The sequence below is a fragment of the Caldalkalibacillus uzonensis genome (genome assembly GCF_030814135.1).
GTDB lineage: Bacteria > Bacillota > Bacilli > Caldalkalibacillales > Caldalkalibacillaceae > Caldalkalibacillus > Caldalkalibacillus uzonensis.
This window is the reverse complement of the sequence record NZ_JAUSUQ010000001.1, coordinates 531,902-557,242: the sequence shown is the minus strand read 5'-3', so window position 1 is coordinate 557,242 and position 25,341 is coordinate 531,902. Positions and strand designations below refer to the sequence as shown.

General features: G+C 48.1%; 29 protein-coding genes, 1 pseudogene and 1 other annotated feature. Of the genes and pseudogenes, 18 read left to right on the top strand and 12 right to left on the bottom strand.

From position 1 onward, the window contains the following. Positions 1-546: 546 nt before the first annotated feature. Both J2S00_RS02895 and J2S00_RS02890 read left to right on the top strand, forming a co-directional pair. A complete protein-coding gene (locus J2S00_RS02895) occupies positions 547-900 on the top strand; it encodes a toprim domain-containing protein (protein ID WP_307335172.1) in 354 nt (117 codons plus the stop codon). A gap of 75 nt (positions 901-975) precedes the next feature. After that, a complete protein-coding gene (locus J2S00_RS02890; RefSeq protein WP_307335170.1) occupies positions 976-2,676 on the top strand; it encodes an ABC-ATPase domain-containing protein in 1,701 nt (566 codons plus the stop codon). Positions 2,677-2,708: 32 nt separating this feature from the next. On the opposite strand, the gene J2S00_RS02885 is transcribed toward J2S00_RS02890, so the two are convergent. After that, positions 2,709-4,253 (bottom strand): gluconokinase, encoded by a 1,545-nt coding sequence (locus J2S00_RS02885; RefSeq protein ID WP_307335168.1) that lies wholly within the window; start codon positions 4,251-4,253, stop codon positions 2,709-2,711. 307 nt (positions 4,254-4,560) lie between these two features. Between J2S00_RS02885 and J2S00_RS02880 the strand changes: the two genes are divergently transcribed. From J2S00_RS02880 to J2S00_RS02870, 3 genes are all read left to right on the top strand, one after another. Beyond that, positions 4,561-5,475: an ABC transporter ATP-binding protein gene (locus tag J2S00_RS02880; protein WP_307335167.1), complete on the top strand. Its 915-nt coding sequence runs from the start codon at positions 4,561-4,563 to the stop codon at positions 5,473-5,475. Further along, positions 5,472-6,563: an ABC transporter permease gene (locus tag J2S00_RS02875; RefSeq protein ID WP_307335165.1), complete on the top strand. Its 1,092-nt coding sequence runs from the start codon at positions 5,472-5,474 to the stop codon at positions 6,561-6,563. Before J2S00_RS02880 ends, J2S00_RS02875 begins: the two co-directional genes overlap by 4 nt. Before the next feature lie 73 nt (positions 6,564-6,636). Continuing rightward, positions 6,637-7,701: a superoxide dismutase gene (locus tag J2S00_RS02870; RefSeq protein ID WP_370875813.1), complete on the top strand. Its 1,065-nt coding sequence runs from the start codon at positions 6,637-6,639 to the stop codon at positions 7,699-7,701. Between the two features lie 38 nt (positions 7,702-7,739). Here the strand turns inward: J2S00_RS02870 and J2S00_RS02865 are convergent, their stop codons facing one another. Continuing rightward, positions 7,740-8,264: a L,D-transpeptidase gene (locus J2S00_RS02865; protein WP_307335161.1), complete on the bottom strand. Its 525-nt coding sequence runs from the start codon at positions 8,262-8,264 to the stop codon at positions 7,740-7,742. A 77-nt stretch (positions 8,265-8,341) separates the two neighbouring features. On the opposite strand from J2S00_RS02865, the gene J2S00_RS02860 reads away from it, so the two are divergent. Continuing rightward, positions 8,342-8,563, top strand: a complete 222-nt coding sequence (locus J2S00_RS02860; RefSeq protein ID WP_307335159.1) for a DUF2905 domain-containing protein — start codon at positions 8,342-8,344, stop codon at positions 8,561-8,563. Between the two features lie 16 nt (positions 8,564-8,579). Continuing rightward, a complete protein-coding gene (locus J2S00_RS02855) occupies positions 8,580-9,215 on the top strand; it encodes an NUDIX hydrolase (protein ID WP_307335158.1) in 636 nt (211 codons plus the stop codon). Positions 9,216-9,370: 155 nt separating this feature from the next. Here the strand turns inward: J2S00_RS02855 and serA are convergent, their stop codons facing one another. The 3 genes from serA to J2S00_RS02840 form a co-directional block, all read right to left on the bottom strand. Further along, the gene (gene serA, locus J2S00_RS02850) at positions 9,371-10,957 is read right to left on the bottom strand and encodes a phosphoglycerate dehydrogenase (protein ID WP_307335157.1); all 1,587 of its coding nucleotides are present in this window, start codon (positions 10,955-10,957) and stop codon (positions 9,371-9,373) included. After that, a complete protein-coding gene (locus tag J2S00_RS02845) occupies positions 10,947-12,098 on the bottom strand; it encodes a pyridoxal-phosphate-dependent aminotransferase family protein (RefSeq protein ID WP_307335155.1) in 1,152 nt (383 codons plus the stop codon). Before J2S00_RS02845 ends, serA begins: the two co-directional genes overlap by 11 nt. Before the next feature lie 82 nt (positions 12,099-12,180). Next, positions 12,181-12,430: a binding site (T-box leader), on the bottom strand. Between the two features lie 106 nt (positions 12,431-12,536). Beyond that, complete coding sequence (locus J2S00_RS02840; protein ID WP_307335153.1) at positions 12,537-13,025, bottom strand: inorganic diphosphatase; 489 nt, start codon at positions 13,023-13,025, stop codon at positions 12,537-12,539. Positions 13,026-13,183: 158 nt separating this feature from the next. Between J2S00_RS02840 and J2S00_RS02835 the strand changes: the two genes are divergently transcribed. From J2S00_RS02835 to J2S00_RS02820, 4 genes are all read left to right on the top strand, one after another. After that, a complete protein-coding gene (locus J2S00_RS02835; RefSeq protein WP_307335151.1) occupies positions 13,184-14,269 on the top strand; it encodes a YpbB family protein in 1,086 nt (361 codons plus the stop codon). Beyond that, positions 14,241-15,833: a RecQ family ATP-dependent DNA helicase gene (locus J2S00_RS02830; protein WP_307335149.1), complete on the top strand. Its 1,593-nt coding sequence runs from the start codon at positions 14,241-14,243 to the stop codon at positions 15,831-15,833. The genes J2S00_RS02835 and J2S00_RS02830 overlap by 29 nt, the downstream gene beginning before the upstream one ends. A gap of 2 nt (positions 15,834-15,835) precedes the next feature. Beyond that, on the top strand, positions 15,836-16,423 hold the full coding sequence (locus J2S00_RS02825) for a CPBP family intramembrane glutamic endopeptidase (protein ID WP_307335147.1): 588 nt from the start codon (positions 15,836-15,838) through the stop codon (positions 16,421-16,423). Positions 16,424-16,503: 80 nt separating this feature from the next. Then, positions 16,504-16,734 carry a hypothetical protein gene (locus J2S00_RS02820; RefSeq protein WP_307335145.1) on the top strand — a complete coding sequence of 77 codons (231 nt, stop codon included), beginning with the start codon at positions 16,504-16,506 and terminating at the stop codon, positions 16,732-16,734. A gap of 38 nt (positions 16,735-16,772) precedes the next feature. On the opposite strand, the gene J2S00_RS02815 is transcribed toward J2S00_RS02820, so the two are convergent. The 4 genes and pseudogenes from J2S00_RS02815 to J2S00_RS02800 form a co-directional block, all read right to left on the bottom strand. Next, positions 16,773-18,053 (bottom strand): glycosyl hydrolase family 18 protein, encoded by a 1,281-nt coding sequence (locus tag J2S00_RS02815; RefSeq protein WP_307335143.1) that lies wholly within the window; start codon positions 18,051-18,053, stop codon positions 16,773-16,775. A gap of 191 nt (positions 18,054-18,244) precedes the next feature. Beyond that, positions 18,245-18,802 (bottom strand): annotated as a pseudogene (locus tag J2S00_RS02810) (manganese catalase family protein); the annotation flags it as partial. 4 nt (positions 18,803-18,806) lie between these two features. Further along, positions 18,807-19,106: a spore coat protein CotJB gene (locus J2S00_RS02805; RefSeq protein WP_307335141.1), complete on the bottom strand. Its 300-nt coding sequence runs from the start codon at positions 19,104-19,106 to the stop codon at positions 18,807-18,809. Positions 19,107-19,255: 149 nt separating this feature from the next. Next, positions 19,256-19,369 carry a YjcZ family sporulation protein gene (locus J2S00_RS02800; RefSeq protein ID WP_307335139.1) on the bottom strand — a complete coding sequence of 38 codons (114 nt, stop codon included), beginning with the start codon at positions 19,367-19,369 and terminating at the stop codon, positions 19,256-19,258. Between the two features lie 165 nt (positions 19,370-19,534). Between J2S00_RS02800 and J2S00_RS02795 the strand changes: the two genes are divergently transcribed. After that, the gene (locus J2S00_RS02795) at positions 19,535-19,735 is read left to right on the top strand and encodes a hypothetical protein (protein WP_307335138.1); all 201 of its coding nucleotides are present in this window, start codon (positions 19,535-19,537) and stop codon (positions 19,733-19,735) included. A gap of 36 nt (positions 19,736-19,771) precedes the next feature. Here J2S00_RS02795 and J2S00_RS02790 read toward each other — a convergent pair whose 3' ends face one another. Both J2S00_RS02790 and J2S00_RS02785 read right to left on the bottom strand, forming a co-directional pair. After that, the gene (locus J2S00_RS02790) at positions 19,772-20,116 is read right to left on the bottom strand and encodes a spore coat protein (RefSeq protein ID WP_307335137.1); all 345 of its coding nucleotides are present in this window, start codon (positions 20,114-20,116) and stop codon (positions 19,772-19,774) included. Between the two features lie 14 nt (positions 20,117-20,130). Then, on the bottom strand, positions 20,131-20,436 hold the full coding sequence (locus J2S00_RS02785; RefSeq protein ID WP_307335135.1) for a hypothetical protein: 306 nt from the start codon (positions 20,434-20,436) through the stop codon (positions 20,131-20,133). 204 nt (positions 20,437-20,640) lie between these two features. On the opposite strand from J2S00_RS02785, the gene J2S00_RS02780 reads away from it, so the two are divergent. The 4 genes from J2S00_RS02780 to J2S00_RS02765 all read left to right on the top strand — a co-directional run bounded on the left by J2S00_RS02780 (position 20,641) and on the right by J2S00_RS02765 (position 23,655). Continuing rightward, the gene (locus J2S00_RS02780) at positions 20,641-21,747 is read left to right on the top strand and encodes a type III polyketide synthase (RefSeq protein ID WP_307335133.1); all 1,107 of its coding nucleotides are present in this window, start codon (positions 20,641-20,643) and stop codon (positions 21,745-21,747) included. Continuing rightward, positions 21,744-22,292 carry an isoprenylcysteine carboxyl methyltransferase family protein gene (locus J2S00_RS02775; RefSeq protein ID WP_307335132.1) on the top strand — a complete coding sequence of 183 codons (549 nt, stop codon included), beginning with the start codon at positions 21,744-21,746 and terminating at the stop codon, positions 22,290-22,292. The genes J2S00_RS02780 and J2S00_RS02775 overlap by 4 nt, the downstream gene beginning before the upstream one ends. A 71-nt stretch (positions 22,293-22,363) precedes the next feature. Further along, positions 22,364-23,167 carry an SDR family oxidoreductase gene (locus tag J2S00_RS02770; RefSeq protein WP_307335130.1) on the top strand — a complete coding sequence of 268 codons (804 nt, stop codon included), beginning with the start codon at positions 22,364-22,366 and terminating at the stop codon, positions 23,165-23,167. Beyond that, positions 23,164-23,655, top strand: coding sequence for an NUDIX domain-containing protein (locus J2S00_RS02765; RefSeq protein WP_307335128.1), 492 nt, complete (start codon positions 23,164-23,166; stop codon positions 23,653-23,655). Before J2S00_RS02770 ends, J2S00_RS02765 begins: the two co-directional genes overlap by 4 nt. Before the next feature lie 39 nt (positions 23,656-23,694). Here J2S00_RS02765 and J2S00_RS02760 read toward each other — a convergent pair whose 3' ends face one another. Then, positions 23,695-23,871 (bottom strand): spore coat associated protein CotJA, encoded by a 177-nt coding sequence (locus J2S00_RS02760; protein WP_307335126.1) that lies wholly within the window; start codon positions 23,869-23,871, stop codon positions 23,695-23,697. Between the two features lie 147 nt (positions 23,872-24,018). Here J2S00_RS02760 and J2S00_RS02755 point away from each other — a divergent pair, with 147 nt between their 5' ends. Together J2S00_RS02755 and J2S00_RS02750 are read left to right on the top strand one after the other, a co-directional pair. After that, complete coding sequence (locus tag J2S00_RS02755) at positions 24,019-24,432, top strand: hypothetical protein (protein WP_307335124.1); 414 nt, start codon at positions 24,019-24,021, stop codon at positions 24,430-24,432. 169 nt (positions 24,433-24,601) lie between these two features. Next, positions 24,602-25,201: a genetic competence negative regulator gene (locus J2S00_RS02750; RefSeq protein WP_307335122.1), complete on the top strand. Its 600-nt coding sequence runs from the start codon at positions 24,602-24,604 to the stop codon at positions 25,199-25,201. Positions 25,202-25,341: the final 140 nt, after the last annotated feature.

Below are 25,341 nucleotides of genomic sequence, written 5' to 3'. Positions count from 1 at the left end.
CGACTTTACGAACCGGAAGGGGTGACCCGACAAAGAGCTTAGATTCACTTACTCTCATCACCAATCCCACCAGTTCCTAGTTTCATAGGAAATATATGAAAATCTAGGTAGGGTGGGCTTAGTTTCCTATTGCCTTTTTTCGCTACACCTCCGTTAAAGCAGCGATTTTGTACAAATTAGTCTCTTGACATCATACCGCTGCTCTTTTTTCTAGTTGTTACTATCATATCAGAAAATGTGTTCTGAATGAACAATTTTATAGTCGTAGCTGTCAATGATTGTTACCTCGATGTCTGATAAGGATAAGCTGATGATTTGTGGCCATATTAAGACTAAAAGGAGGATTGCACATGACAGGTATATCCTGGTTGTCTATCACCATTGTTGTGTTGTTGGTGTGGATGTTGATCGGCATGATCGTGATGATAATGAAAAGAGTCAAACAGTAACAGAGCTTCAGGGGACTCGTGCCGGGTCCTTTTTGTACTTTACAGGGGGTGTTACAATTATCTATGATAGATGGAAACGGGATAGTGGGTGAGGGAGATGGGCGATAAAATCATCATCGTGGAAGGTAAAACGGATAAACAGAGACTGTTGGATATTATTGACGAATCCATTCAAATTATTTGTACTCATGGAACGCTTGATAAACAATGGCTGGAAGAATGGGTTGAGGTGTTGGAAGGGGAGGAAGTTTACATTCTGGTGGATGCTGATTCGGCAGGCACCAAGCTCCGCCAGCAGCTGAAGAGGGCCCTGCCCAATGCACGACATTTATATACACGGAAGATGTACAGGGAAGTGGCCCGAACGCCAGTGGAATACTTAGTTAAAATCCTGGACATTGCCCACTTTACAATTAATGAAAAATATCACCCTTTGCTACGCCAAATCTGAGTGTATTCGGAAGAGAAGCGCACTCACTGACAGCTGAATAGTGCCGATACACACCAAGAGGAGGAGGAAACAAACATGCAGCGGCTCGCCAATAAGTTAAAACGAATAAATGGAAAGGGATATAAAGCATACAAGGATATTCAGGGGAGTTACTGCTTTGACCGGTATCGGTTACATATTGATTATGTCCAAGGTGATCCTTTTGCCAGCCCTTCTCGCATCCGCATTGAATTGCTCCCCTCAGATTTTTCAGTCAAACCGGACTGGATAAACACGTCTTTCCGTCAAACGGCAGTGGAAGATTTTTTAGCCCGGGAGACTGCACAAGCCATACGGCAGGTGAATCCGCCGCGGAGAGGCACAGGAACAAGCGGGATGGTGGCGATTGACGAACCGGGTCAGGAAATATTGAAACGGACGGCGGTCCGGGTGTTGAAGGACAAGGTGGAAGTGCGCCTTTCAGTTGGTTTGCCAGCCCAAGGCAGACGCATTTTAGGCCAAGAGGCAGAGCGTATCTTTTTTCAGGTTCTTCCGGCTATTGTTAACCGGGCCTTTTTTCCGTTGGATGAAGCCCGCTTGGTGAAACAGATTCAGTTGAGTGATCAGCAAGAGGCCATCCGCGCTTACTTAAAAGAGCATGATTTAGTCGCTTTTGTGGCCAACGGCGCCATTCTGCCTCGTCAAAGCGGCATCAGCAACCGGCCCATGCCCAAACATCAAGCAGTGCCGTTTAAATCTCCACAATCAATGGAAGTGGAAATTGCTCTGCCCCATGGTAAAACAATCCGCGGCATGGGTATCCCTCGCGGGGTCACTTTAATCGTCGGTGGAGGTTATCACGGCAAGAGTACGTTACTGAAGGCATTAGAGAGGGGCGTTTATAACCATATTGAAGGGGATGGCCGTGAGTTTGTCATCACTGATGACACAGCTTGCAAGGTCAGGGCTGAGGATGGCCGGAGGGTGGAAAAAGTTAATATTTCTCCGTTTATCTCCAATTTGCCGTTCGGTAAAGACACAACCCGTTTCTCAACAGAGGATGCCAGTGGCAGTACCTCGCAGGCTGCCAATATTATGGAAGTTTTAGAGATGGGGGCCAAGGTTCTGCTTATTGATGAAGATACCAGTGCAACCAATTTTATGATCAGGGATGCCCGTATGCAGCGCCTTGTCCATAAAGGAAAAGAACCCATTACCCCATTTGTGGACAAGGTAAGGCAGCTTTACAGGGAATTGGGCATTTCAACTATTTTAGTCGTGGGAGGATCAGGTGATTATTTTGATCAAGCGGACCATGTGATCATGATGGATGAATACAGGCCGCATGATGCAACGGATCAAGCCCGCTCCATAGCTGAAACACTGCACAATAACCGCCAGCAGGAAGGGGGGGCCTCCTTTGGCCAGGTGATAAGCCGGACGCCCCATCCCCGCAGTTTCAATGCTCGTAAAGGGAAAAAAGAAAAGGTGGATGCCAAGGGACTGCATCACATACAATATGGAACCTCTACCATCGATCTTGCCTTTGTGGAACAATTGGTGGATCCCAGTCAAACCAGGGCGATTGCCAATATGATCCATATGTTGGCCAAACAATGGGCTGAGGGTAAAACCTCTTTACCGGATGCCATTGACCAATTATACAGACAGGTAGAAAAAAAAGGGTTGGACTTCATTTCCCCCTTTTATGGACAGCATCCTGGTGACCTGGCACTTCCACGAAAATTTGAACTGGCAGCAGCCATCAACCGCTTGCGTACTTTGCAGATTGACTAAAATAACCAACGACAGGCCTCGTTCCTGTTCAGTTAGGGGATGAGGCCATTTCCATTTTTACCTGCTTGACGCTGATAGGCGGAAAGCTGGTCAAATACCCCTTTTAGGGCAGGATAGGCGTGGCGGTAAATGGTGTACAGGGTTTGGTAATGTTGATGGTTGACCATATCAGGATCAAAGGTTTGGACAATTTGGACCGACTGTTTAATATTCTCCAGAGTGTCCACCTCTCCCAAAGCAAAAGCGGCCATCCAGGCAGCCCCCCAAGCTGAGCTTTGATAACTTTTGGGTACCTTCACTTGGACACCAAAAATATCAGCCAGAAGCTGCAGCCAAAGGGGTGAGCGGGCAAATCCTCCGCTGGCCAGTATGGTCTCCTGGCCGACACCCAATCTTTGCAGGGACTGGGCTACGCTATACAGGTTAAAAATAACTCCTTCCAATGCGGCCCGGATTATTTCCTCTTTTTGGTGAGCGCCCGTCAGTCCTACGAAAGTGCCTCGGGCATTAGCGTCCCAATAGGGAGCCCGCTCTCCATTGATAAAAGGAAGAAAAAGCAGGCCATTGGCACCAGGAGGAGCATGCCGGGCTGCTTCAAGAAGCTCTTCATAAGCCGTTGTTTCTCCAAGATGATTGTCCCCTTGAAACATGTCTTTTAACCAGCGCAACACGATGCCCCCGTTGTTCGTTGCTCCCCCCATAACCCACCACCCGTCTGTAAAGGCATAACAAAACACTTCCTGTTTCTTATCTAAATGGGGAGCAGGTGTCAGCTGGCGTATCGCCCCGCTTGTTCCTATTGTGACAGCCACCTCTCCTGAATCAATGGCGCCAATCCCAAGGTTGGCCAGCGGGCCGTCACTGGCCCCAATGACAAAGGGGGTATCCGCCGGAAGCCCTGTATCCCGGGCAACTGGATCTTTCAAGCCTTGCAATACACAGGTAGGCGGGACAGCTTGAGAAAGTTGCTCGATGGAGATGCCGGCCAACTCCAGTGCCTCTTCTTCCCAATTCAGCTTGTGTATATTGAATAATCCTGTGGCAGAAGCGATAGCGTAATCCACCACAGAAACGCCAAACCATTTGAATAGGATATATTCCTTAATGGAGATAAATGCATTTGCTTGCTGATAAGCAGGGTAGCGGTTGTCTCTCATCCACATCAATTTGGCCAAAGGTGACATGGGATGATGAGGCGTGCCCGTTTTCAGATAAAGTTCCTCATGGGCCTGTTTTAAGCGGATCGCTTGCTCCAGGCTGCGTCCATCAGCCCAGGTAATGGACGGTGAGAGGGGCTGGCCAAGGCGGTCCACGCAGATCAAGCTGTGCATGGCGGAGGAGAGGCCAACGCCCTGTACCTTTCTGCCTTCCTCGGAACAGTGGCTGACAATACCCTTCAGTACCTCCCGGGCAGCTTGTTCGATTTGCTCCGGATCCTGTTCAGCCCAGCCTGGATACGGGTGATGCAATGGATAAGTACGTTCACTTTCAGCCAAGACTTCACCTTGTTGGGAGAACAGCACCGCTTTAGTGCCTGTTGTGCCGATATCAAGTCCGATCCAGCCGGTTTGACTCATGTTGTTTTCCATCCTTTCAATCAGCTTTCTTAATGGAGATGGCTTCTCTTATGGACCAATTTATTTAAAAATATCTTTTGAAAATTTTTCTTTGAATTATAAATTAACACAAGAAAAGCGTTTGCATAAGTAGTGATTTGCAAAAAAGCTTAAAAACGTAGCTTATCAATGCATGGAATTTACATGAGATAAAAGTAGCCCAAAGCAACAAAGGTGGAACGGTTATCTAAAACGCTGTATAATTGAGAACAGGCAGGCTCTTGTGCAAGACAAGAGCCTTTATTATGATGGTATAGGATGGTAAACAATGGAAGATATGATCCGTGTCTTTAACCTGTCAAAAGCTTACGGTGAGCTGCAGGCAGTTAAAAAAGTCAGCTTTGACGTTAAAAAGGGGGAAATATTTGGCTTATTGGGACCTAACGGTGCAGGCAAGACAACAACCTTGGAAATGATGGAAGGATTGCGGGAACCTGACGAAGGAGAGGTGTTGATTAAAGGGATTTCAGTTCAGAAGGACCCGGGACGTGTCCGGTCTCTGATTGGTGTTCAACTGCAATCCACGTCCTTGTTTGATTTGCTGAAGGTGGAGGAGATCCTCACTCTCTACGCCAGTTTTTATCCACAGCGGTTACCAGTGGATACTAATTTGAAGCAATTAAATCTGGAGGAAAAGCGCCACAGCCTGGTCAAAACATTATCAGGGGGACAAAAACAGCGCCTGGCCATCGGCATTGCTTTGATTCATGATCCTCTGGTGGTCTTTCTGGACGAGCCAACAACCGGGCTGGATCCCCAAAACCGCCGCTCTTTGTGGGATATTATTTTAGCTCTCAAAGCAGCAGGTAAAACCATTATACTGACCACCCATTATATGGAGGAAGCCCATGTCTTATGTGACCGCTTGGCGATTATGGACAGGGGGCAAGTCAAAGCTTTGGGCACACCTGGTGCCTTGATTTCCTCCTTGGAAATGGAGAGTGCTGTTCAATTTACGTGTCCCCGACATCAGGAAGATCTTTCCGGACTCAGGGGTGTGACAGCAGTCTCAACGGTGAATGACCAGATAATATTATATACCACCCGCTTGCAGGACACGTTAACCGACTTAATCCGCTGGGCTGATGCTAGGGGCCAGACGCTGATCAATTTAGAGACCCGTCAGGCGACATTGGAGGATGTTTTTCTACATTTAACCGGGAGGAGTTTGCGAGAGGAATGAGAGGTTATTGGCAATTAACACTGGCCCAGTTGAAGTTGTTTGCCCGGAACAAAACAGTCATTTTTTGGACCACATTTTTTCCACTGTTTTTGATGATCACACTGGGGCTTTTTTTGGGCGGAGGAGGAACAACAACGCTGAAAGCGGCCTGGATCGATCAGGATGAGAGCTCCTACTCGTTGTTGCTGGAGGAGCATTTTAGGGCTTTGGATGCACTCCGGTTAGAAGAATGGGTTGATGTTGAAGAAGCCAATCGAGCACTGGAAAAAGGAGAGCTGTCTTTTGTCATTGTTGTCCCCCCAGGATACGGGCAGGGTATAGAGCAAAGGGGTAACGCGGAACCGTTGAAGATCTATTATGATGAAGTGGATCAAAGCTTGGCAGAGTTAGGTTTTGCCCTGATCGATCAGGTCCTGGACCAGCAAAACAAGCAATTAGTTCACTTTGAAGAAATTGTCACCTATGAGAAACGGGGACTTCGTTCGGCCGAACTGACCTATCTCGATTTTCTGGTCCCTGGGATTGTGGCCTTGATGATTCTATCCAGCAATATGAACGGTGTGGCGGCCCAGATTGCATCATGGCGGGAAAGGCATATTCTGCGCCGCTTTAAAATTGCAGGAGTGTCATCTGCCGCATTTATTGCTGCCCAGATTACGGCCCGTATGACTTTGAACGGTACACAGGCCTTGTTGGTACTGTTGGTTGGCATTTATCTGTTGGGTGCCCAAATGAGCGGCAGTTGGCTGGTGCTTCTGTTTTATATTATGTTGGGGACTTTGGTGTTCATGTCTATTGGCTTTATTATCGCAGGGTTGTCCAAAACCCCTGAACATGCGGCGCCTATTGCCGGATTTTTGTCTTTTCCCATGTTCTTTTTGGGCGGCATTTTCTTTCCGATTACCAATATGCCGGAATTTTTGCAGCCGGTGGTTTATGCCATCCCCATTGCCCACCTGTCAGATGCCCTAAGACAGGTGATGAACTTGGGTTACGGGATCGGGGAATTGTGGTGGTCAACCGTGATGCTGCTGATGTGGTTTGTGGGCAGCTTTGCCGTGAGTGCCTGGGTCTTTAAGTGGGAATAGTAAAGTAGGCAGGCCAATAAAAAAGCAGGTAAGTAAAGGTGCCCAAACACCTCCTTAGAGCGGGACACATATCATGGAAGTGATGATTTTGCTTAGGAGGGTGTTTATGGCGTACATTGAACACGATGTTTTCAATGATTATTTGCGGGAACTGCTGGAGTGGTCGGAACATGTCCAACATGTCATACAGTCATATACCTCTGACGAGGAGAAAGCCCCGTTCCGTTACAGTCAAGATGATCCCGGCCAGGCCATAGGGGAGCTGATCCACGAGATCAAACAGGCTCAATTGTCGGTGGACAAAGGCCATAACCGGGATTACATGTTTAGCTTATATCAACGGGCCCAGCACTTATATGAGTCCTCGAAAAGAATGTGGGGTCTGTCCACTTCCAGTGTGGCGGAAAAGGCTAAAGCCCAGGTGCATTTAAGAGAAGATTCACCATGGAAAGATGAAAGTGCTGCTGCTTTAGGCCGTGAACAGCAGACAACTCAAACGGGTGGCGAACGGCCAGTTCCGATAGGAGGTCACCGGCTGCCTCCCCTGCCTTATGCCTACAATGCACTGGAACCTTACATTGACGAAGAAATCATGCGCTTGCATCACCAGAAACACCATCAAAGTTATGTAGACGGTCTAAACCGGGCTGAGAAAAAAATGGCGGAAGCCCGGCGAACCGGCAATTTTGAGCTGATTCGTCATTGGGAGCGGGAAGCTGCTTTTCACGGATCTGGCCATTATCTGCATACCATTTTTTGGAACAACATGTCTCCCCAGGGAGGAGGTGAGCCAAGCGGAGAATTGGCCAGGCAAATCAGGCAGGATTTCGGCGGTTTCCGCCAGTTTAAAAAACACTTTAGCGAAGCGGCCAAAGAAGTGGAAGGAGTTGGATGGGCGCTGTTGGTGTGGTCACCGCGCTCCCACCGTTTGGAAATTTTAGCGGCTGAGAAGCATCAGCATTTTGCCCAATGGGACGTGATTCCGCTGCTTGTGCTGGACGTATGGGAGCATGCTTACTATCTGCAATACAAGAACAATCGCGGCAAGTACGTCGACCAATGGTGGAATGTGGTTAACTGGCCGGATGTGGCCGCACGTTATCAAGAGGCACGCAAGTTGCGGTGGACACCATTTTAAGATATCTTGTTTTTGCTTAGCGCTTTTACTTGTCAGATTCAAGGCGGAGAAGGATCGTTTTCTTCGTCTTCTTTGATAATCACAAACGTCCCCAGGGGGATGTGTTCGTACAGCCATTCCACATCTTCATTGTGCATACGGATACACCCGGAGCTGATATGTCTGCCAATGGAGGAGGGATTATTGGTTCCATGAATGCCGTATTTATATCCGAATGTCTGCCCTACGTTAAGCCCCATCCATCTTGTTCCCAAGGGATTTTCTGGAGCACCGCCGGCAATGTTTTTAGGCAAATACCATGGATTTTTCACTTTGGTCACGATCTGATAAACCCCTGTCGGCGTCGTTGCCGTTGTCCGTCCGGTTGCTACTTTGAAACTGAAAATGATATGATTATTTAAATAAACATTCAAGACATTACGCTTTTTAATGATTTCAAGATAAACCCCTTCATATTCCTCCAGGAGAGGATTTTCTTCTGCGTGATGCTCTAGAACAGGTAAAAAAAGCCATACTAAACACAGGAGACATATGAAGAAGCACTGCTTGCCAAAAATGCTCACCTGTCTGGTGTCCTCCTTATCTGACAAATTTTAGACCATAAAAAAACAAACACGTTGAAGAAAGGAGTTGCTGTATCATGAACGAGATCGCCAAGTGGCTGATCATCGGGGGAGTCATACTAATCGGCATCGGTTTATTTTGGCAACTGTTTGGGCGTCTGTTGCCATTAGGACGCTTGCCCGGAGACATCGTGGTTGAGAAAGAAAACGTGCGTTTTTACTTTCCCATTGTCACAATGCTCGTTATTAGTATTATCCTCTCTGTATTACTCTCTATAGCAGGACGTTTTTTCCGGTAAAAAGGAGTTGTATGGTTTGCACAAGGAAATGTTGGACAGGTTTAGACAATTAAGAGAGCGACAGGTTCAAGTTTTAGGCCATGAACAGGCCGTCAAGGCTGCCGTGCTGGTTCCCCTGCTGTACAGGAAGGAAGCATGGCACATTTTATTTGAAAAACGGGCCGCGCATCTAAAGAGCCAGCCGGGAGATATTTGTTTTCCAGGAGGGCGAGTGGAGAAAGAGGACGCTGACCCGTGCCAAACAGCCCTGCGTGAAACGTGTGAAGAACTGGGGATCAACAGGGAACACGTGGATATTTTGGCTCCATTGGATGTGCTTGTTACTCATTATCACAGCCACATCTATCCGTTCGTGGGGAAAATTGATGATCGGGCTGTCCTGTCCCCTGATTCAAATGAGGTGGAAGAAGTTTTTTCAGTTCCGCTCGCTTATTTTCTGCAAACACAACCTGAGCGGTACGATGTGACAGTTAAGCTGGAGCCGCCAGAGGACTTTCCCTATGAGTTAATCGAAAACGGAAAAAATTATAAATGGCGCCAAAGTTATATTCCAGAGTATTTTTATCAATATCATGGCTATGTGATTTGGGGCATGACAGCCAGAATTTTATATCATTTTGTACAGCTGGTGAAACAGGAAAACATCATTTAAACACAGAGTTTAAGCATAGCAGGTGCGTTCAAGCCATAGAGATTGGAATGTGATCCGTTCATAGAGCTTAAATAAGCCCTCCCCCTTTTGTGTCCAGTAATTTTGGGCAAGGGGAGGGCTTTTCATTGTGGAAAGGGATTTCATATGTGTATGGTTTAGAGATCCACTTCGATGACGGACTTGATTTCTGGCAAGTCGCTTAACTGATCAAGCACGTCTTTGGAGACCTGTTTGTCCACCGTGAGTATCATAATGGCGTCGCCGCCCACATCGGACCGTCCCACTTGCATGGTGGCAATATTGACATCATGGCTGCCAAGCAGGGTGCCTACCCGGCCAATGACACCGGGGCGGTCATAGTGCCGGATATACACAAGATGGCCTTTGGGCTCCACATCGATAGAATACTGATCTACTTTGACAATGCGCGGGCCATAGCCATTTAATAAGGTTCCTGCTACGCGCTTCGTTTCCTGGGTGGTGACCAGTTTGACTTCCAGCACATTGGTAAAACCGCCGCTGGAGGAGGTTTTTTGCTCATTGATTTTAACCTCCCGCTGTTTGGCCAGGTATGGTGCATTCACGTCATTGACCTGCAAGCCAAGGTGGTAGGAGAGTACCCCTTTAATGACGTTGCGGGTTAACGGACTGACATCCAGCTCAGTCAACTCACCGGCATAGGAGATCTGAATCTCCTTGATCGCACCCACAGCCGCCTGGGCTACAAACGAGCCTAATCGTTCGCTAAGCAGGAAGTAAGGCTCTACTTTCTTAAGCACATGAGCCGGAATAGAGGGCAGATTGACGGCATTTTTAACAGGCTGGCCCTCAAGGGCATTTAACACTTCGTGGCAAACATCGATGGCCACGTTTTTCTGAGCTTCTTCGGTACTGGCCCCCAAATGAGGTGTGGCAATCACCTGATCCAGTTCCAGCAGGCGGTGATGGGTGGCCGGTTCTTCCTCAAACACATCCAATGCTGCACCGGCCACTTTACCGTTAGTGATGGCTTCATAGAGGGCGTCTTCGTCAATAATGCCCCCCCGGGCACAATTTAATATATAAACGCCGTCTTTCATTTGTCTGAACTGATCATGGCTGATCATATGCCGCGTTTCTTTTAAGAGCGGGGTATGAACCGTGATGAAGTCAGCTGTGGCCAGCACATCTGTCAACTGTCCGTACTGAATGCCCAGCTTCTCGGCCTTCTCGGGGGTCAGGTAGGGATCATAAGCCATCACTGTCATGTTAAATGCCTTGGCCCGTTTGGCCACTTCCGTACCAATGCGTCCCAGGCCAATAATGCCCAGGGTTTTCTTATTCAGCTCCACCCCCACAAAGGATTTGCGGTCCCAGACATGTTGTTTTAACTTGAGATAAGCCTGGGGAATGCGGCGGGCCAGGGCCATGAGCATGGAAAAGGTGTGCTCTGCGGTAGAAATGGTATTGCCATCGGGAGCATTGACCACCATGATTCCCTTGGCCGTAGCAGAAGGGAGGTCAATGTTGTCCACCCCGACGCCAGCCCGGCCAATCACTTTCAAACGGTCGGCCCGCTCAATAATGCTGGCTGTGACCTGGGTCCCGCTGCGTACAATCAAGGCGTCATATTGACCGATGATGCCGGCCAGCTCCTGTTCATTCAGGCCTGTTTGTATATCCACTTGCACTTGAGGTGCTTCTTTTAAAATGTTTAACCCCTCTTCACTGACGGGGTCGCTGACAAGTACTTTATAGGTCATGGACAAGAACCTCCTCTGCAGCTTGTGTTCCTTTACCCAGTTTGATGTTCACGCCCAGACGGACGAGCCCCACTTCGATGGCAGTAATGGTTTGTAACACATCTAAAGGAGAGCAGTAGCCCATATGCCCAACCCGGAAAATCTCACCCTTCAGCTTTTGCTGCCCGCCAGCCAGGGTTAGACCAAATGTTTTTCTTAACAGGGAGCGCAGATCGTCAGCTTTAAAGTTGCTGGGCCGGACAGCAGTCACAGTGGGTGAAGCGTCCTCATCTGAGGTGAGCAAAGGCAAATCCAATGCTTTAAACGCCTGCCGGGTCATCTCTTTCATCAGTTGATGACGTTTTATCACCTGATCCAGTCCTTCTTCTTCAATGAGGTTCAGAGCTTGTTCCAGCCCCATCACCAGAGAAACAGCAGGAGTAAATGGGGTGGAATGATCCCCCAGGCTGGTTTGGTAGCGTCTTAAATCCAGGTAGAAGCGGGGGCGTGAGTTTTGTTCCATTTTTCTCCACCCTTGTTCACTGATAGCGGCAAAAGCCAACCCTGTGGGCAGCATCAACGCTTTTTGGGAGCCGGTAACCAGAATGTCAATCCCCCACTTATCCATCTCGGTCTCAACTGCTCCAAGGCAAGAGACCGCATCTACAATGACTAAGGCATCCGAATGTTGCTTCACCACTTCAGCCAGTTCGGCAATGGGATTCAGCACAGCTGTGGATGTTTCACAGTAGGTGGCAAATACGGCTTTGATGTTGGAATGCTGCTGGAGATAAGCCTGTACTTGCTCCAAATCAAAGGCACATCCCCATTCGCTTTCCAGGACATGTGTCTCTATGCCATAGGTTTGGCACATTTTGCGGAAACGGTCACCAAAGGCGCCTGTAACCAGGACCAGAGCCGCTTCTCCTTCATCCAGTGCATTAACGACTGCGGCTTCCAGAGCCAGCGTGCCGCTGCCGGTTAAGATCAGAACGTCCTGTTCTGTGCCAAACAACGGCTTTAATCTGGGGGCCACTCTTGCTAACAGTTGTTGGAAAGATGCACTGCGATGGCCGATCATGGGCTGATTCATGGCCCGCATGACACTGGGAGGGATGGGAGTAGGGCCAGGGATACGCAAGAGTTGGTAATCGGGTAACATCGATGTTTCTCTCCTTTCCTATCTTTGACTATAATTTGAAAATAATGAAAGCGTTTAATTAAAAAGCCTTTCACCCCTTGGTGCAAGGGACGAAAGGCTTCTTGACACTTTCGCGGTACCACCCTTATTTGCATGTACCTCACGACACATGCCTCGGCTGGTCAAAATACCAGGCGCAGCTAACGGTGCTTCCCCGTATAGGCCTACTTCCAAGCGGGTTCGGCCTATCGACTCCGGAGTGCTCAGGCAGGGACAGGTATCACCGATTCGCAGCAACCATCGGCTCTCTTAAGATACCGTTTGTCTCTGCCAATCTCCTTCGCAGTCTTGTGTCATATTTTCTAACCATGTAAATTTTTATACTAATTTATCATGGTAAAGTCAGAACGTCAATCTCTTTTTTAAAATTTAAATAGAACAATTTAGAGAGATGGGTGACTACTTGTTATAGCGGGCCAGAGCATCATCAATTAATGCATTGGCCTTGTCAACACCTTCCCAGCCCACGATGTTGGTTTCTTTGTTTTCCAAGTCTTTGTAGACTTGGAAGAAATGCTCGATTTCTTTCAAGATGTGGCTGGGCACATCATCAAGGGACTTCACCTCATCCCAGCGCGGGTCATCCACCGGCACAGCCAAGAGCTTCTCGTCTTCTCCTTTGTCATCGGACATGATGAGCACGCCGATGACACGGGAACGGATGACACACCCGGGGAAGGTAGGGAAGGTGGTCAGAACGAGAATATCCAGCGGGTCTCCGTCACGGGCCAGGGTGTTTTCCAAATAGCCGTATTCAGTTGGATAGTGCATGGGGGAATACAGCACGCGATCCAGGCGGAAAACCCCTTGTTCTTTGTCGTACTCATATTTGTTTTGGCTTCCAGTTGGAATTTCGATAAAAGCATCAACGATACGGTTTTCTGCCATTTGTAGAGCCCCTTTCTGTTTTGATCAATGACTTGTTTATGTAGGATATGTTCCATTATAGCAAGGAGAAAATGGAATGAAAAGTTTAACTTCGGACCGAAGTGGCCGGAACATGGTAAAATAAGAAGAAAGTGCAGAGTGGGAGAGGATGGTGATGGGTGAAGGGGTTAGATGTGCTGGTATTGTACATGCTAGAACAGCTGAACGGGGAACGAACGGTGTCCAGCTGTTATCATATTTTAACAGGACGCAAAAGCACACAGGCCATCCAAGATGCTGAATTGTTCGGCTTTGGCGGCTGGTACGGGTTGTTTCAGGATTTGAGCCGTGAGCAGTATAACAAGACACTCTCCCGCTTAAGGGCCAATGGTTATCTTTCTTTACGGGAACGGGACCTTCTTGTTGTGACGGAGCCGGCCCAGCGGTGGCTTTCGCAGCAACTAGTGGAGCTCCGCTTTTTTGACCGGGCTTTTGTATGGAAAAGGACCGGGTGTATCATGCAAAACATCCACCGCTTTTGGAGCAGGTTTCAATTATTGGGTCAGGTCATCTCCCATTACCTGGCCAGAGATTCCCGCTACCAGCCTGCCATTAGTGATATGCACGTCCAAACCTGGGTCAAATCCTTCTGGAAAGCGATTGAAGATAAACCCAAGTTTGTCATGGAGTGGGTACAAGCAATAACCGATCATTTGTCCCATTTTGAAGATGAGCTGCTGGTCCATTTGTTATTGGATCGCTTAAGTGGCTATCAAGTGGCTGGTTATACATACAAACAGTTGGAGCACCGCTACGGGATTCCGGAGGTGTTTGTACGCATCTATACCTTGCAGGCCGCAGCCGCACTGTATGCTCACAGTCAAAAGAAGTCCTCCCTTCTCATCCGCCTGGCAGACCCGGATCAAAGAGAGGGGACAGGTTTGATGCAATCGGCAGTTATTACTTACCGTCTGCTTAAGCAAGGCCATACCCTGGAGGAGATTGCCCGGATCAGAGGACTGAAACAGAGCACGATTGAAGATCATCTAGTCGACATTGCCATTCATAACCCTGCTTTTGATTACAGACCGTTTGTTTCTGAACAAGTGATCAAGGCTGTCCGGCAGGTCAGTAAAGAGCTGCAAACCAAGAAGTTGCGTCCGATTAAAGAACAATTACCTGATGATATCTCTTACTTCCAGATTCGTCTGGCTTTGGTGAGGGGAGAGGAGCATAATGAAGCGGAGTATAACACAGACGGTTAACCTGGAGCGCCTGTTGCAAGAGCATTTTGGATTTGCCTCATTCCGGCAAGGACAGCGGGAGATCATCCACTCTGTATTGAAAGGGCAAGACACTTTAGTCGTCAAATCGACTGGCGGGGGGAAGTCATTATGTTATCAGCTTCCCTCCTATGTGCTGCCCGGCTTGACCGTGGTGATCACCCCTCTGATTTCCCTTATGGAAGACCAGTTGCGTGAAGCACGCCTCCAGGGGAGAAAAGATGTCATGGCCTTGCACAGCGGTTTGTCCCTTGCTGAAAGACAAATGGTCTTAAAAGCGCTTCACCGCTACCGCCTGTTGTATGTCTCTCCTGAAGGGCTTCAAAACAAACCGGTGCTTCAGCGCTTAAAACAGTGCGGGGTGGCCTTGTTTGTCGTTGACGAAGCCCATTGCATTTCCCAGTGGGGTCATGACTTTCGCACGGACTATTTAAAGCTGGCCTATGTAAGGGAGGCATTGGGGCAACCCCCTTGCCTGGCTTTGACCGCAACGGCCACCACAGAGGTTGTCAGAGATATTTGCCGCGCTTTAAGGCTTCAGGAACCCCGGGCGTTTATCTTCAGTGTTGACCGGCCCAATATTGCCATTTATGTGGAAAAGGTCCGCAGTGAAGAAGAGAAGCTGGCTAAAATCGAGACTTTCCTGCACGAACGGCATGATCCCGGTATGATCTATTTTTCTTCCCGTCAAAAAGCGGAAGAGGTATACCAGACATTATTGTCAAAAGGGATAGATGATGCCGCTTATTACCATGGGGGAATGAGCAGTGAGGAGCGGCAGATGATCCAGCATCAATTTTTGCAGGGGAAACTGCGTCTCATTTGTGCCACCAATGCTTTTGGGATGGGAATCAACAAGCCTAACATTCGCTTTGTCATCCATTATCACTTTCCTCCCAACTTGGAAAGCTATGTGCAGGAGATGGGCCGCTCTAGCCGTGACGGTCAAAGGGGGCTTTCTTACGTGCTTGTTCAAGATGGAGATGAACATATTCCTTATCATTTTGTGGATCAGGAATATTTACATCAATCCCAACTGGAGCGGCTGACTGAACTGCTCAATTTTCATCTGAACAAGGGTTTAAGCGTCCCGTTGCCCCAGCTGTGTGAGCAAATGTGTTGTCTGCCTCAAGCCTTGGAGACAGCCCTCTTTTATTTAGAGCAGTATGGCTTGTGCCGTTATGAGCGGATGAGAGAGCAGCAGGTCACCGTAACCCGACCGGTAACAGCCGAGCACATCCGGTGTGTGGGGGGTACTTTAGATGCAATAAGACAAAACAAATTAAATAAAATAAACCATATCTTCCGCTGGTTGAACCTGGACCGTTCTTACTGCCGGCGTCAGTTTATACTTGACTATTTTGCTCATCCCCAGCACCATCTACAAAACAAAAGCGGCAAACCGGAGGCTTGTTGTGATCATTGCGGTCTCACTCCAGACATGATTTGGAGGGATGTGGAGCGACCCCGTCACATCTCTCCTGGTCAGTCCTTAACCTGGGAGGAAAAAGTGAGACGGTTGTGGCCGGCGGAAGGAGCAGATTAATTATGAACATGCGCGATATGCTAGAACAAATGGACAACCGCACGTTGTATCTCAATCTTGTTCTAACCCAAGCCATTCTTTTGGTCATTGGGCTCAGCTTATATTTTTTCTTTTTGAGGCACACGCTTGCGCTGCCCCTTCTGCTTCACACGGAAGAGCTGTTTCTGTCCGTTTTGGCAGGTTTTGGGTTTGCCGGAGTTGTGCTGGTCATTGATCTTATCCTGATGAATTTTGTGCCCAAAACCTACTTTGACGACGGTGGTGTCAATGAACGCTTGTTCCGCGATGTCAATGTGTGGCAGATCGTCTTGATTGCTTTGGGCGTAGCTTTGGTTGAAGAGTGGCTGTTCAGGGCTGTTTTGCAAAATATGATAGGCTGGTTTTGGGCCAGCTTGTTATTTGCCTTAATCCATTTCCGCTATTTACACCAATGGCTGTATGCCCTCTTGGTGATCATGATCAGTTTCGGGTTCGGCTGGCTGTATGAATGGACCGGCAGTTTTTGGGCTGTATTTACCGCCCACTTTACCATTGATTTTACTCTGGGGGTTATTCTGCGCTACCGTCTGCTGCCATTTCCGGACAAGTAACTAACTGTGTCGAAAAAAGAGGATTTTTGGCAGCAGTACCGAATGTTAATGTATTAATTCATAAAAAGGGTGGCAAAACGATGGGAGCAAACAAACAGCAATGGTCCCAAAAACGGACAAGACAAGAACAAGACCAGGAGCATAGACAAGAATCAGTAGGTTCGCTGCCCCCAAGGTCGACTAAACACGGGCGGCGGCGAAAACCAACCAGAGTCAAACGGGGGCGTTCACCATTTTTGCAGATTATCCTGTTTACGTTTTTGGCCCTCATTATAGCCATGATTGTACTCTCTTACTGGCAGCTGCTCTGAGCGGACGGGTCAGGGACTTTCTTGACAACAATTTTCCTTTACACACGTTTATTAACAACAAAATTGTCCTCAATCAAGAGCCAGTTTTGTGGAAAGGGAACCCGCAACACCCAATAACTGACGCCTCTTAAATCAAACTCTTTGACCAGGTTAAATTTGGCCTGCACGCTGCGGGCATCTTCAAACCACACTTCATGCTGCCTCCCCTGTTCATCGGTATACCGGAAAAAGGGAGATTGAGCGCGGGGATCATACTCAATGCTGGTACGGTACCGGAGGGCCAGCCTGATTGCTTCCTGAGGGCTGATTGTGCGGGCAAATGTTTCACCGGGAATAAACGGGAGCGTCCAATCATAGCCATATAAGGGCATGCCCATCATGATTTTCCCCCGCGGGATGACAGAAACGGCATATTCGATTACTCTTCTGACCTGATCCAGGGGAGCAACCGCCATGGGCGGTCCGCCTGTCCAGCCCCACTCATAGGTCATCAAAATCACAAAATCGACGATCTCTCCATGGGCGGGATAGTCATGGGCTTCATATAACAAGCCCGGCTGGTCCCCCCTTACTTTAGGAGCGACTGCGGTGGAGATGGAGTAGCCCCTCTCTCTCATGCGGGCGGCTGCCTTACGTAAAAATTGATTGTACCTCTCCCGGTCTTCGGGCCGGACATACTCAAAATCTACATTTAATCCGAGGAATCCTTTTTCGTCCATCATGGCAACCACTTCATCCAGCAGCCTGTCCTGAAGCTCTTCGTTGCCCAAAATAGTGGCAGCCAGTTCAGTGCTGAACTCTTCTTCTTCAATATTGGTGATGACCATCAAAGGGACCACACGCTGGTTATAGGCTTCATTGATGATGGGCTGATCGTCGAGGGGGGTTACAGTTCCGTCAGCATTGACTTCATAACTGAACAGGGAGAGATAGGTGAGATATGCTCCTGTCTCTCTGATGAGTCCCACTGGATCCCGTGTAAACGGGGGCTCAAGATAGCCATTAATATCTTTGCCAATTCGCCTTTGCTGGGGGATATACAATCTTAACCCAACCGGAAGCTGAGCCGGATCTGCAATCTGATTGATTCGCTGCAACTCTTGCCAGGGCACATTGTAGCGCTGACCGATGAGATACAGGCTTTCACCAGGTTGAACCCAGTGATAACGCCCCCAAATGGGAATGACGATGGCTTGGCCGACGACAAGCTGCTCAGGGTTTTCAATCTGATTGGATTGAATTAGAGTTTCCAATGGGACTCCGTAGGCCTGGGATATTCCCCATAAGGTCTGGCCGGGCCTGACGACATGAATTTGCATGGGCTATAGGACCTCCTTGTGTACCAAGATTATTTACAACCAAGAACACTTGTGGAAAAGAAAACGGTGTGGATTGAGGATGACCAGCCTTATGCCTAAAAGTGTTATTTCAAAAAGTCATCGGGGGTCACATTGGTATCTTTGAAAAAATCTTTCGTGTCATACAGCAATCCTTCCGTTTCATCACCAAATCTCTTGCGGTGCTCGGTGACAATATGCAGGGCCTCTCTAAAGCGCTGAGAGTGGACCACTTCCCTTTCGCGCAGGAAACGGAGCGCATCAATCACACCGGGGTCATCAGATAAATCAATGAGCCATTGGTAGGTGGCCCGGGCTTTTTCCTCAGCAGCAATGTCTTCAGCCAGATCAGCCACCGGATCACCCTTGGCTTGAATATAGGAGGCCGTCCAGGGGTTGCCATTGGCATCAACATAAAATAAAGCCTTCTCATGGTCAGCATAGTGGGCACCCAGTCCAGCCTCCTTCATTTGTTGGGGTGTGGCATCTTTAACCAACTTGTGCACCAAGGTAGCAATGACTTCCAGATGGGCCATTTCTTCTGTTCCGATGTCGGTCAACAACGCCTGGGCACGTTTGTTGGGCATAGAGTAGCGTTGATTCAGATAGCGCAGGGCAGCTGACAGTTCTCCATCAGGACCGCCATATTGAGTTATTAAGTATTTGGCCAGATGAACATTGGATTTTTCAACGCGTACGGGGTACTGCAATTTTTTTTCATAGATCCACATGTGCTTATACCTCCTGTTCGGCACGCGGCATCAGTTTAGGGTACTCAATTTCCCACGGCCAAGGTGTTTCAACCCAGGCATGGGGCAGACTGGTCATGGAAAAACCAAAGTGCATCAATGGGCCGTAGTGCCGTTCATATTCCTGTTTGAGACAATGAAGTTGTTGGGACAGGTAATTATAATCCTGGACCGCTCGAGGGTCATCGGGATGGGTATCAAGGTAAAGCTGAACCTCTACCAGGGCAAATTCAACGGCCTGCAGATCTGAGATGAGCTGGTAATAGCGCCGGTCAAACTTGTGCATTTTTTAGCCTCCTTCATGATCACTCACTGACAATATATCGCTGGAACTGGGCGGGGGTGCCTGTGAGAAAAGCCTATTTTTTAACATGAAAAAATCCCCTACCTATGCAGGGGATGTATAAGAAGGGGTAGACGGCTTCCTTTTTTTAATTAATATGCACCGTGTCCTAAGAAACATCCGCATCCAACAATGATGAGCAGGATGAACAACACCACAATCAACGCAAAATTGCTCCAAGGACTAACAGGATAAGCACCACTCATTCTGAAAAACCTCCTCAAGAAGATTTGGTGAGATCTCACACTGATAGCATATGTCCATAAGTAAAATGTGTATGGACATCTTCACCAGGGTAAACGTTGATTTTTTATAATGTGGACATACTACTAATGTCATAGACAAAATCATCAAGAAGAGGGTGAAGATGTTTGACCGACAAACAAAGAAAAACCCGGAACAACTATGAGCGCCTCAGTCAATTTAACAATGATGTGGTTAACTTTAATATCCCTTATATCCAGATGGGGGAGTGGATGGATGTGTTCCATTCCCACGGCTATGCCTTGGAGCCTGAAGAAACAGGAGCCAATCATACAGGAGAAGAGCATGAGCAAAGCGACCTTCAGTAAAGGAGGTCGCTTTTGTGGTGCCAAAGTCAATATTGTTTATTGAATCTGGTTTTGATAAGGAAGCTGGGCAACATAGTTGGAAAATTGCTGGTACGTATTGTCAATTTGCATTTGGTCAGCCGCCTGCAGCTTGTACCATCCTTTTTTAAACATCAGATTGTATAAGTTGCGGTGACAGGCTTGGGTTTCGTTTAAAATCGTTTTCAGGTCTTGATGTAATTGATCGTGACTGGCTTCCCAAGTCGCTGTATTGATGCTTTGACACAGATACTTCTCTGTAGCTAAACAATCGTTCATGCGGTCCCGGTCATTCATTTCAGGTCCTTTGGGAGTGTTGGTCGACGGGTTGGCAATCACATTGGGGTCTTGTTGAGTCACCATATCCTATCATCTCCTTATTGCATGTGTTGTTGATTTTGGGACGGTTGAGGAATGCTCTGCATCACCTGTGTGTTATTATGCTGGCAATGCTTGAGCAGCATTTGATAGTGACGACTGTGCATTTGACCGGCCTGATCCAGAGCGGCTTTCACTTCCGGATCCATGCATTCCTGAGCAAAATGATGATACTTTTTCATGACTGTCAGCTGCCAGGACATTTGGTCAGTCAAATAAGCCAAATCTTTAGAGGTAATGACTTGAGGCGGCTGTTGCATCAATGGTTGCTGCTGGCCGGCCTGCTGCTGTTGCTGTTGCTGCATGTTGTCACACTCCTTTTAATTTGTATCGTTTTCGTTTTTAATCTAACCTGCCGGTCGTACTTCTATCCTTCAAAATTCAAAAATCCTCACCCGTTCACAAGCCATGGGCCGCAGGATAAAGAGGTATGAAAAGCAGCGGGACAGGCTTATACTGAACAATAACGCATCTGCAATCCAGGTCTGGCTTTGTCAAGGAGGATGAACATGCCTGCCATTTTGTCCGTCCACTGTTTGAATCCCCCTTACCGCGTGTCCCAAGAAGAAGTGATCAATACTGTCAAAGAGTTGTTTGATAAGGATTATGCCGATTTGGAACGTTACCTGAAAGTGTTTGAGAACAGCCATATTCAAGAGCGGTACTTCAGTGTGCCTTTAGAGTGGTTTAAGCAGGAGCGCTCCTTCCAGGAAAAAAACGACAGATACATCAGTGAGGCTCTTCGCCTGGGAGTGGAGGTGGTGGAACAGTGTCTTACTGATCGGCGGTTTTTAAAAAGGAATGTGACAGTAGATGAGATAGATGCTATTCTGTTTATTTCCAGTTCAGGGCTTTCCACACCCACGATTGAGGCCAGAATGATGAATCGGCTTCCTTTTTCTCCCTATACGGTACGCCTTCCCATATGGGGACTGGGGTGTGCGGGAGGAGCCGCTGGATTGGCCAGGGCTTATGATTACTGTTTAGCCCACCCGGAACAGAGTGTACTGGTACTGAGTGTGGAGTTGTGCAGTTTAACGTTTCAACGTCGGGATAAATCGAAGAGCAATTTGGTTGGCACCTCATTGTTTGCCGATGGGACGGCTTGTGTCTTGGTGGCTGGCGATCAATCTCCCCTGCTTGACAGATGCGCGATGCCAACTGTGCCATGGATCATCGGCACCCAATCGGCCTTAATGCCTGATTCGGAAAATGTGATGGGCTGGGATATCAAAAACGAAGGCTTTTATGTTGTCTTTGCCAAAAGCATTCCTTTGGTCATTAAGGACTGGCTAAGACCGATGATTGAACGGTTTCTTAAACGTTACCAATTAAAGTTGGAACAATGCCAGCATTTGATCGTCCATCCAGGGGGGTGGAAGGTGCTGGAGGCCTACAGTGTGGCTTTAAACTTCCCCATGTCCAAATTCGGGGCGGCACAGCAAGTCTTAAAGAACTATGGCAACATGTCTTCAGCAACGGTTCTGTTTGTTTTGGAACGTATTTTAAGGCAAGAGCCCCGAGCGGGTGATTACGGGCTTATCACGGCTTTGGGCCCCGGTTTCAGCTCAGAACTGGTGCTGGTTCAGTGGCAGGAAGGAATGAGGACTCCGTGACACTGTTTTGGATTGTTATTGTCTTTGTGATCATAGAGCGGGTGCTGGAATTAGGTATTGCTGCCCACAATGCCAAGTGGATGTTTGCTCAGGGTGCTTATGAAGTGGGGCGCAGCCATTACAAATACATGGTGCTGGTTCATATGGGCTTTTTCCTGGTTCTTATCAGTGAAGTTTTGTTTTGGTCCACAGGGTTGCCTTCCTGGTGGCCCCTCCCACTGGCGGTGTTTGGCCTGGCCCAGAGCCTGCGTGTATGGTGCCTGTTGTCCTTGGGTAGGTTTTGGAACACACGCATCATTGTCCTTCCCGGGGCAAAGGTGGTCACACGCGGGCCGTACCGATTTATCCGCCATCCCAATTATGTGGTCGTGCTCTTGGAGTTTGTCTCTTTGCCCCTGTTGTTTCAAGCTTATGTAACGGCTTGTCTGTTTACCGTGCTCAAATTGATCCTGCTCGCGGTGCGTATCCCCCTGGAAGAAAAGGCCCTCCAACGTGCGACTGATTACGCCCAAGCCTTCAGGGGTAAATCTCGGTTCCTGCCTTGACCTTGTTTTCCCTTAAAAGTGGTGGCAATGTTTGTTATAATAATGCTTATCCAGATAAAGGAGTGAGCAGTGTGCGCCGCGTTGCACTCATTACCGGAGGAGCTAGTGGATTAGGCCTCCAGACGGCTAAACATCTTGCCATGCAAGGGAATGATGTGATGATCAATTACCGCCACAGCCGGGAACGGGCGGTTCAGCTCCAACAGCGTCTGCAGCAGGAAGGCATTCGCTGTGAGTTGGTGCAAGGCGATGTATCGTGCAAAGAAGATTGCGTCCGGATCGTACGGGAAACAGTGGATAAACTGGGTAGCCTGGACATCTTGGTCAATAATGCCGGCCCTTATATTTTTGAGCGAAAAAAGTTGGTTGATTATACAGATGAGGAATGGGAACTGATGATTAAGGGCAATCTGTCAGCGGTGTTTTACCTGTGCCGGGAGGCTATTCCGTTGATGCGCCAAAAAGGATGGGGCCGGATTATCAATTTCGGCTTCAGCCACGCCCATGAAGCGATCGCTTGGGTGCACAGGGCCGCTTTTGCTGCTGCCAAGGTAGGGCTGGTTTCCCTGACCAAAAGTTTGGCCATGGAAGAGAGCGGCCATGGTATTACTGTCAATATGGTTTGTCCGGGAGATATTGTTGGTCAACACAAGGAGCAGACCATCAGCGAAGTGCGCCGGGAACATGAGATGAACCTCGCTCCTGTTGGGCGTCCAGGGTCGGGAGAAGATATCGCCCGGGTGGTGGCTTTTCTTGCGCAAGAGGATTCCGATTTCATTACTGGCAGCATTATTGATGTTAATGGGGGACTTAATGTTCAAGGGAAACAGTTCACCCGTAATAAGCAAAATCATGATCGAGGGAGAGAAAAATGAACCTCATCTTGTGGGGAAAAGAAGTCCGGGTCCGTTTTCAAGGCGCTTATCGTCATGAGGTTGAGCTGGCCATGTTTCCTAAGCAGTATCAGCAGGCGGGTCACGTTGTTGCCCTGGCATTGTATCAAAATCAATTGGTGTTTACCCGCCACAAAACCCGGGGTATGGAGTGGCCGGGAGGAAAGGTGGAGCAAGGGGAAACCCCCCTTGAAGCCGTGATACGGGAGTTGAAGGAGGAGACTGGCGGGGTGGCCAGCAGTGTATGGCTTGTCGGGCAGTACACAGTCATGCCTGACGGGTCCGCTCCATTTGTGAAGAATATTTACGTGGCTGCGATCAGCCATTTTGAACCGGACGACATAACCGGGGAAGATACCTACGGTCCGGTGTTGTGTACCAAAAATATACACCCCACCGAACGGCAGGGCTTTTCTCCCCTTGTCTGTGATGGGGTGTTTCATTATGTGCAGCGCACCATATTAAAATGAGCCCCGCCCAATGACAGAGTATGCCCAGGTGGGAGGGTTTCACTCCTGACCGGCACGATGATAGGGATCATAATACGGATCATACAGCCAGGGGAACAACGTGCCCTTGCGCAAGGCGGTGTAAATGTCAAATTTTTCCCGGTAGGTATCTGCGGGGGCCGGTTTAACCGCTCCGAATGGTGTTAAGGGAACTTGAGGATAAACAATTTTTTTCATGCTCGGTCCTCCTTCAGGGTGCTAGCCTTTTATATCATATTCTTATGGGCTGCTATGATGAATGTGATAATTAGAAATAGGCGGGCATAAAGTGAAATAGGCTTGTTTTGTTCAGTTAACAGAGTATGACCAATAAGGAGGATCACCGTGCAGCAATGGATGAACTGGGTCATGCTGGCATTGGCATGGGCCGCCAGTTCAGCAGCAATGGGTGTCTGGCCGACATTAAGCGAGCTGGATATGGCTTTGTTAGGAGACTTTATCACCGCCTTGTTTTATCGTCCTTTTCACTATCTGAGCGGTTTTTTTCTGCTGGTTTGCTTTTTGTGCTTAGCTCTGGTTTTGTGGCGCAAGATCATCTATGAATGTAAAATCGCTTTCCTCATCCGCCAGTGGCCAATTCAGATGCTGCTTTTGGCCGCTTTATTGGCTCTCGCTCATGTCCGTGCCCTGTTTTTCTTTGGCTATCCTGCTTTGATCTTGACTGCTGTTTTTGGTGTATATGAACTGGTTGTTTATTATCTGAGGAGAAAGAAAAAAATGATTGTGCTGAGAGAGTGATCTTTCACACAAGAGGAAGACAAATCCTGTTCCCTAATGAGAGAGGTTGTGATAAAGTATTAAATAAAGCAAGATGGCTCAGCCTAAATGTGGAGGAACATGAGAGAGATTGAACGTAAATACGGCCACATTCATATAGTATATAAAGGGAAGGTAAGGGGGTTCACCGATGAAATTGGAGCGCCTCAACCAGGATAAGATTCGCATTTTTCTCACCTTTGATGATCTTATGGAACGGGGGATTAACAAAGAAGATATTTGGCAGGATATTCCTAAAGTCCATGAACTGTTTAATGACATGATGCATCAGGCGTACCAGGAACTGGACTTTGAAGTGAACGGACCTGTTGCCGTTGAGGTTCATTCCTTACCTGCTCAAGGAATGGTTGTCATCGTCACCCGCGGGCGGGGAGCGATGCTTGCCGAGGAAGATCATGAAGATATACAGGATTTTTACGAACTGGAAGTGACTTTAGACGAAAGCGAAGATATATTGTTTGTCTTCAGGGAACTGGATGATTGTATCCAGGTTGCTCATAAACTGGCCCCATTCCTTGAAGGAGACGGTAAGCTGTATAAGTATAATGACCGCTATTATTTACTTTTTGAAGATCTGTTTGTTGAGGATAAAGTGTATGAACTGTTGATCGCCTTGTTGTCTGAATTTGGGGAACCGTCCACAGAGAGCAAGTACGTTTTGAACGAATATGGCACTGTCATCATCGGCGAGCGGGCCATCGCAACCTTATGCCAATATTTTAAACCGTAAGGTTCCGTCAAGCTGCTGCCCCTTTTCCAGCTGGAAAAGGGGTTTTGCATGGAAAATGTCAGCTGTTTTTGTTAAAAAAATCTTTAAAGGCACCTGAGGAAGGTGTATACTATGTGTGAAGATTGACATTGAGGACGAGG

Coding starts and splice junctions, on each gene's coding strand:
- J2S00_RS02895 (WP_307335172.1), top strand. CDS start 547: ATGGGCGATAAAATCATCATCGTGGAAGGTAAAACGGATAAACAGAGA.
- J2S00_RS02890 (WP_307335170.1), top strand. CDS start 976: ATGCAGCGGCTCGCCAATAAGTTAAAACGAATAAATGGAAAGGGATAT.
- J2S00_RS02885 (WP_307335168.1), bottom strand. CDS start 4,253: ATGAGTCAAACCGGCTGGATCGGACTTGATATCGGCACAACAGGCACT.
- J2S00_RS02880 (WP_307335167.1), top strand. CDS start 4,561: ATGGAAGATATGATCCGTGTCTTTAACCTGTCAAAAGCTTACGGTGAG.
- J2S00_RS02875 (WP_307335165.1), top strand. CDS start 5,472: ATGAGAGGTTATTGGCAATTAACACTGGCCCAGTTGAAGTTGTTTGCC.
- J2S00_RS02870 (WP_370875813.1), top strand. CDS start 6,637: ATGGAAGTGATGATTTTGCTTAGGAGGGTGTTTATGGCGTACATTGAA.
- J2S00_RS02860 (WP_307335159.1), top strand. CDS start 8,342: ATGAACGAGATCGCCAAGTGGCTGATCATCGGGGGAGTCATACTAATC.
- serA (WP_307335157.1), bottom strand. CDS start 10,957: ATGACCTATAAAGTACTTGTCAGCGACCCCGTCAGTGAAGAGGGGTTA.
- J2S00_RS02845 (WP_307335155.1), bottom strand. CDS start 12,098: ATGTTACCCGATTACCAACTCTTGCGTATCCCTGGCCCTACTCCCATC.
- J2S00_RS02840 (WP_307335153.1), bottom strand. CDS start 13,025: ATGGCAGAAAACCGTATCGTTGATGCTTTTATCGAAATTCCAACTGGA.
- J2S00_RS02830 (WP_307335149.1), top strand. CDS start 14,241: ATGAAGCGGAGTATAACACAGACGGTTAACCTGGAGCGCCTGTTGCAA.
- J2S00_RS02825 (WP_307335147.1), top strand. CDS start 15,836: ATGAACATGCGCGATATGCTAGAACAAATGGACAACCGCACGTTGTAT.
- J2S00_RS02820 (WP_307335145.1), top strand. CDS start 16,504: ATGGGAGCAAACAAACAGCAATGGTCCCAAAAACGGACAAGACAAGAA.
- J2S00_RS02815 (WP_307335143.1), bottom strand. CDS start 18,053: ATGCAAATTCATGTCGTCAGGCCCGGCCAGACCTTATGGGGAATATCC.
- J2S00_RS02805 (WP_307335141.1), bottom strand. CDS start 19,106: ATGCACAAGTTTGACCGGCGCTATTACCAGCTCATCTCAGATCTGCAG.
- J2S00_RS02800 (WP_307335139.1), bottom strand. CDS start 19,369: ATGAGTGGTGCTTATCCTGTTAGTCCTTGGAGCAATTTTGCGTTGATT.
- J2S00_RS02790 (WP_307335137.1), bottom strand. CDS start 20,116: ATGGTGACTCAACAAGACCCCAATGTGATTGCCAACCCGTCGACCAAC.
- J2S00_RS02785 (WP_307335135.1), bottom strand. CDS start 20,436: ATGCAGCAACAGCAACAGCAGCAGGCCGGCCAGCAGCAACCATTGATG.
- J2S00_RS02780 (WP_307335133.1), top strand. CDS start 20,641: ATGCCTGCCATTTTGTCCGTCCACTGTTTGAATCCCCCTTACCGCGTG.
- J2S00_RS02765 (WP_307335128.1), top strand. CDS start 23,164: ATGAACCTCATCTTGTGGGGAAAAGAAGTCCGGGTCCGTTTTCAAGGC.
- J2S00_RS02760 (WP_307335126.1), bottom strand. CDS start 23,871: ATGAAAAAAATTGTTTATCCTCAAGTTCCCTTAACACCATTCGGAGCG.
- J2S00_RS02750 (WP_307335122.1), top strand. CDS start 24,602: ATGAAATTGGAGCGCCTCAACCAGGATAAGATTCGCATTTTTCTCACC.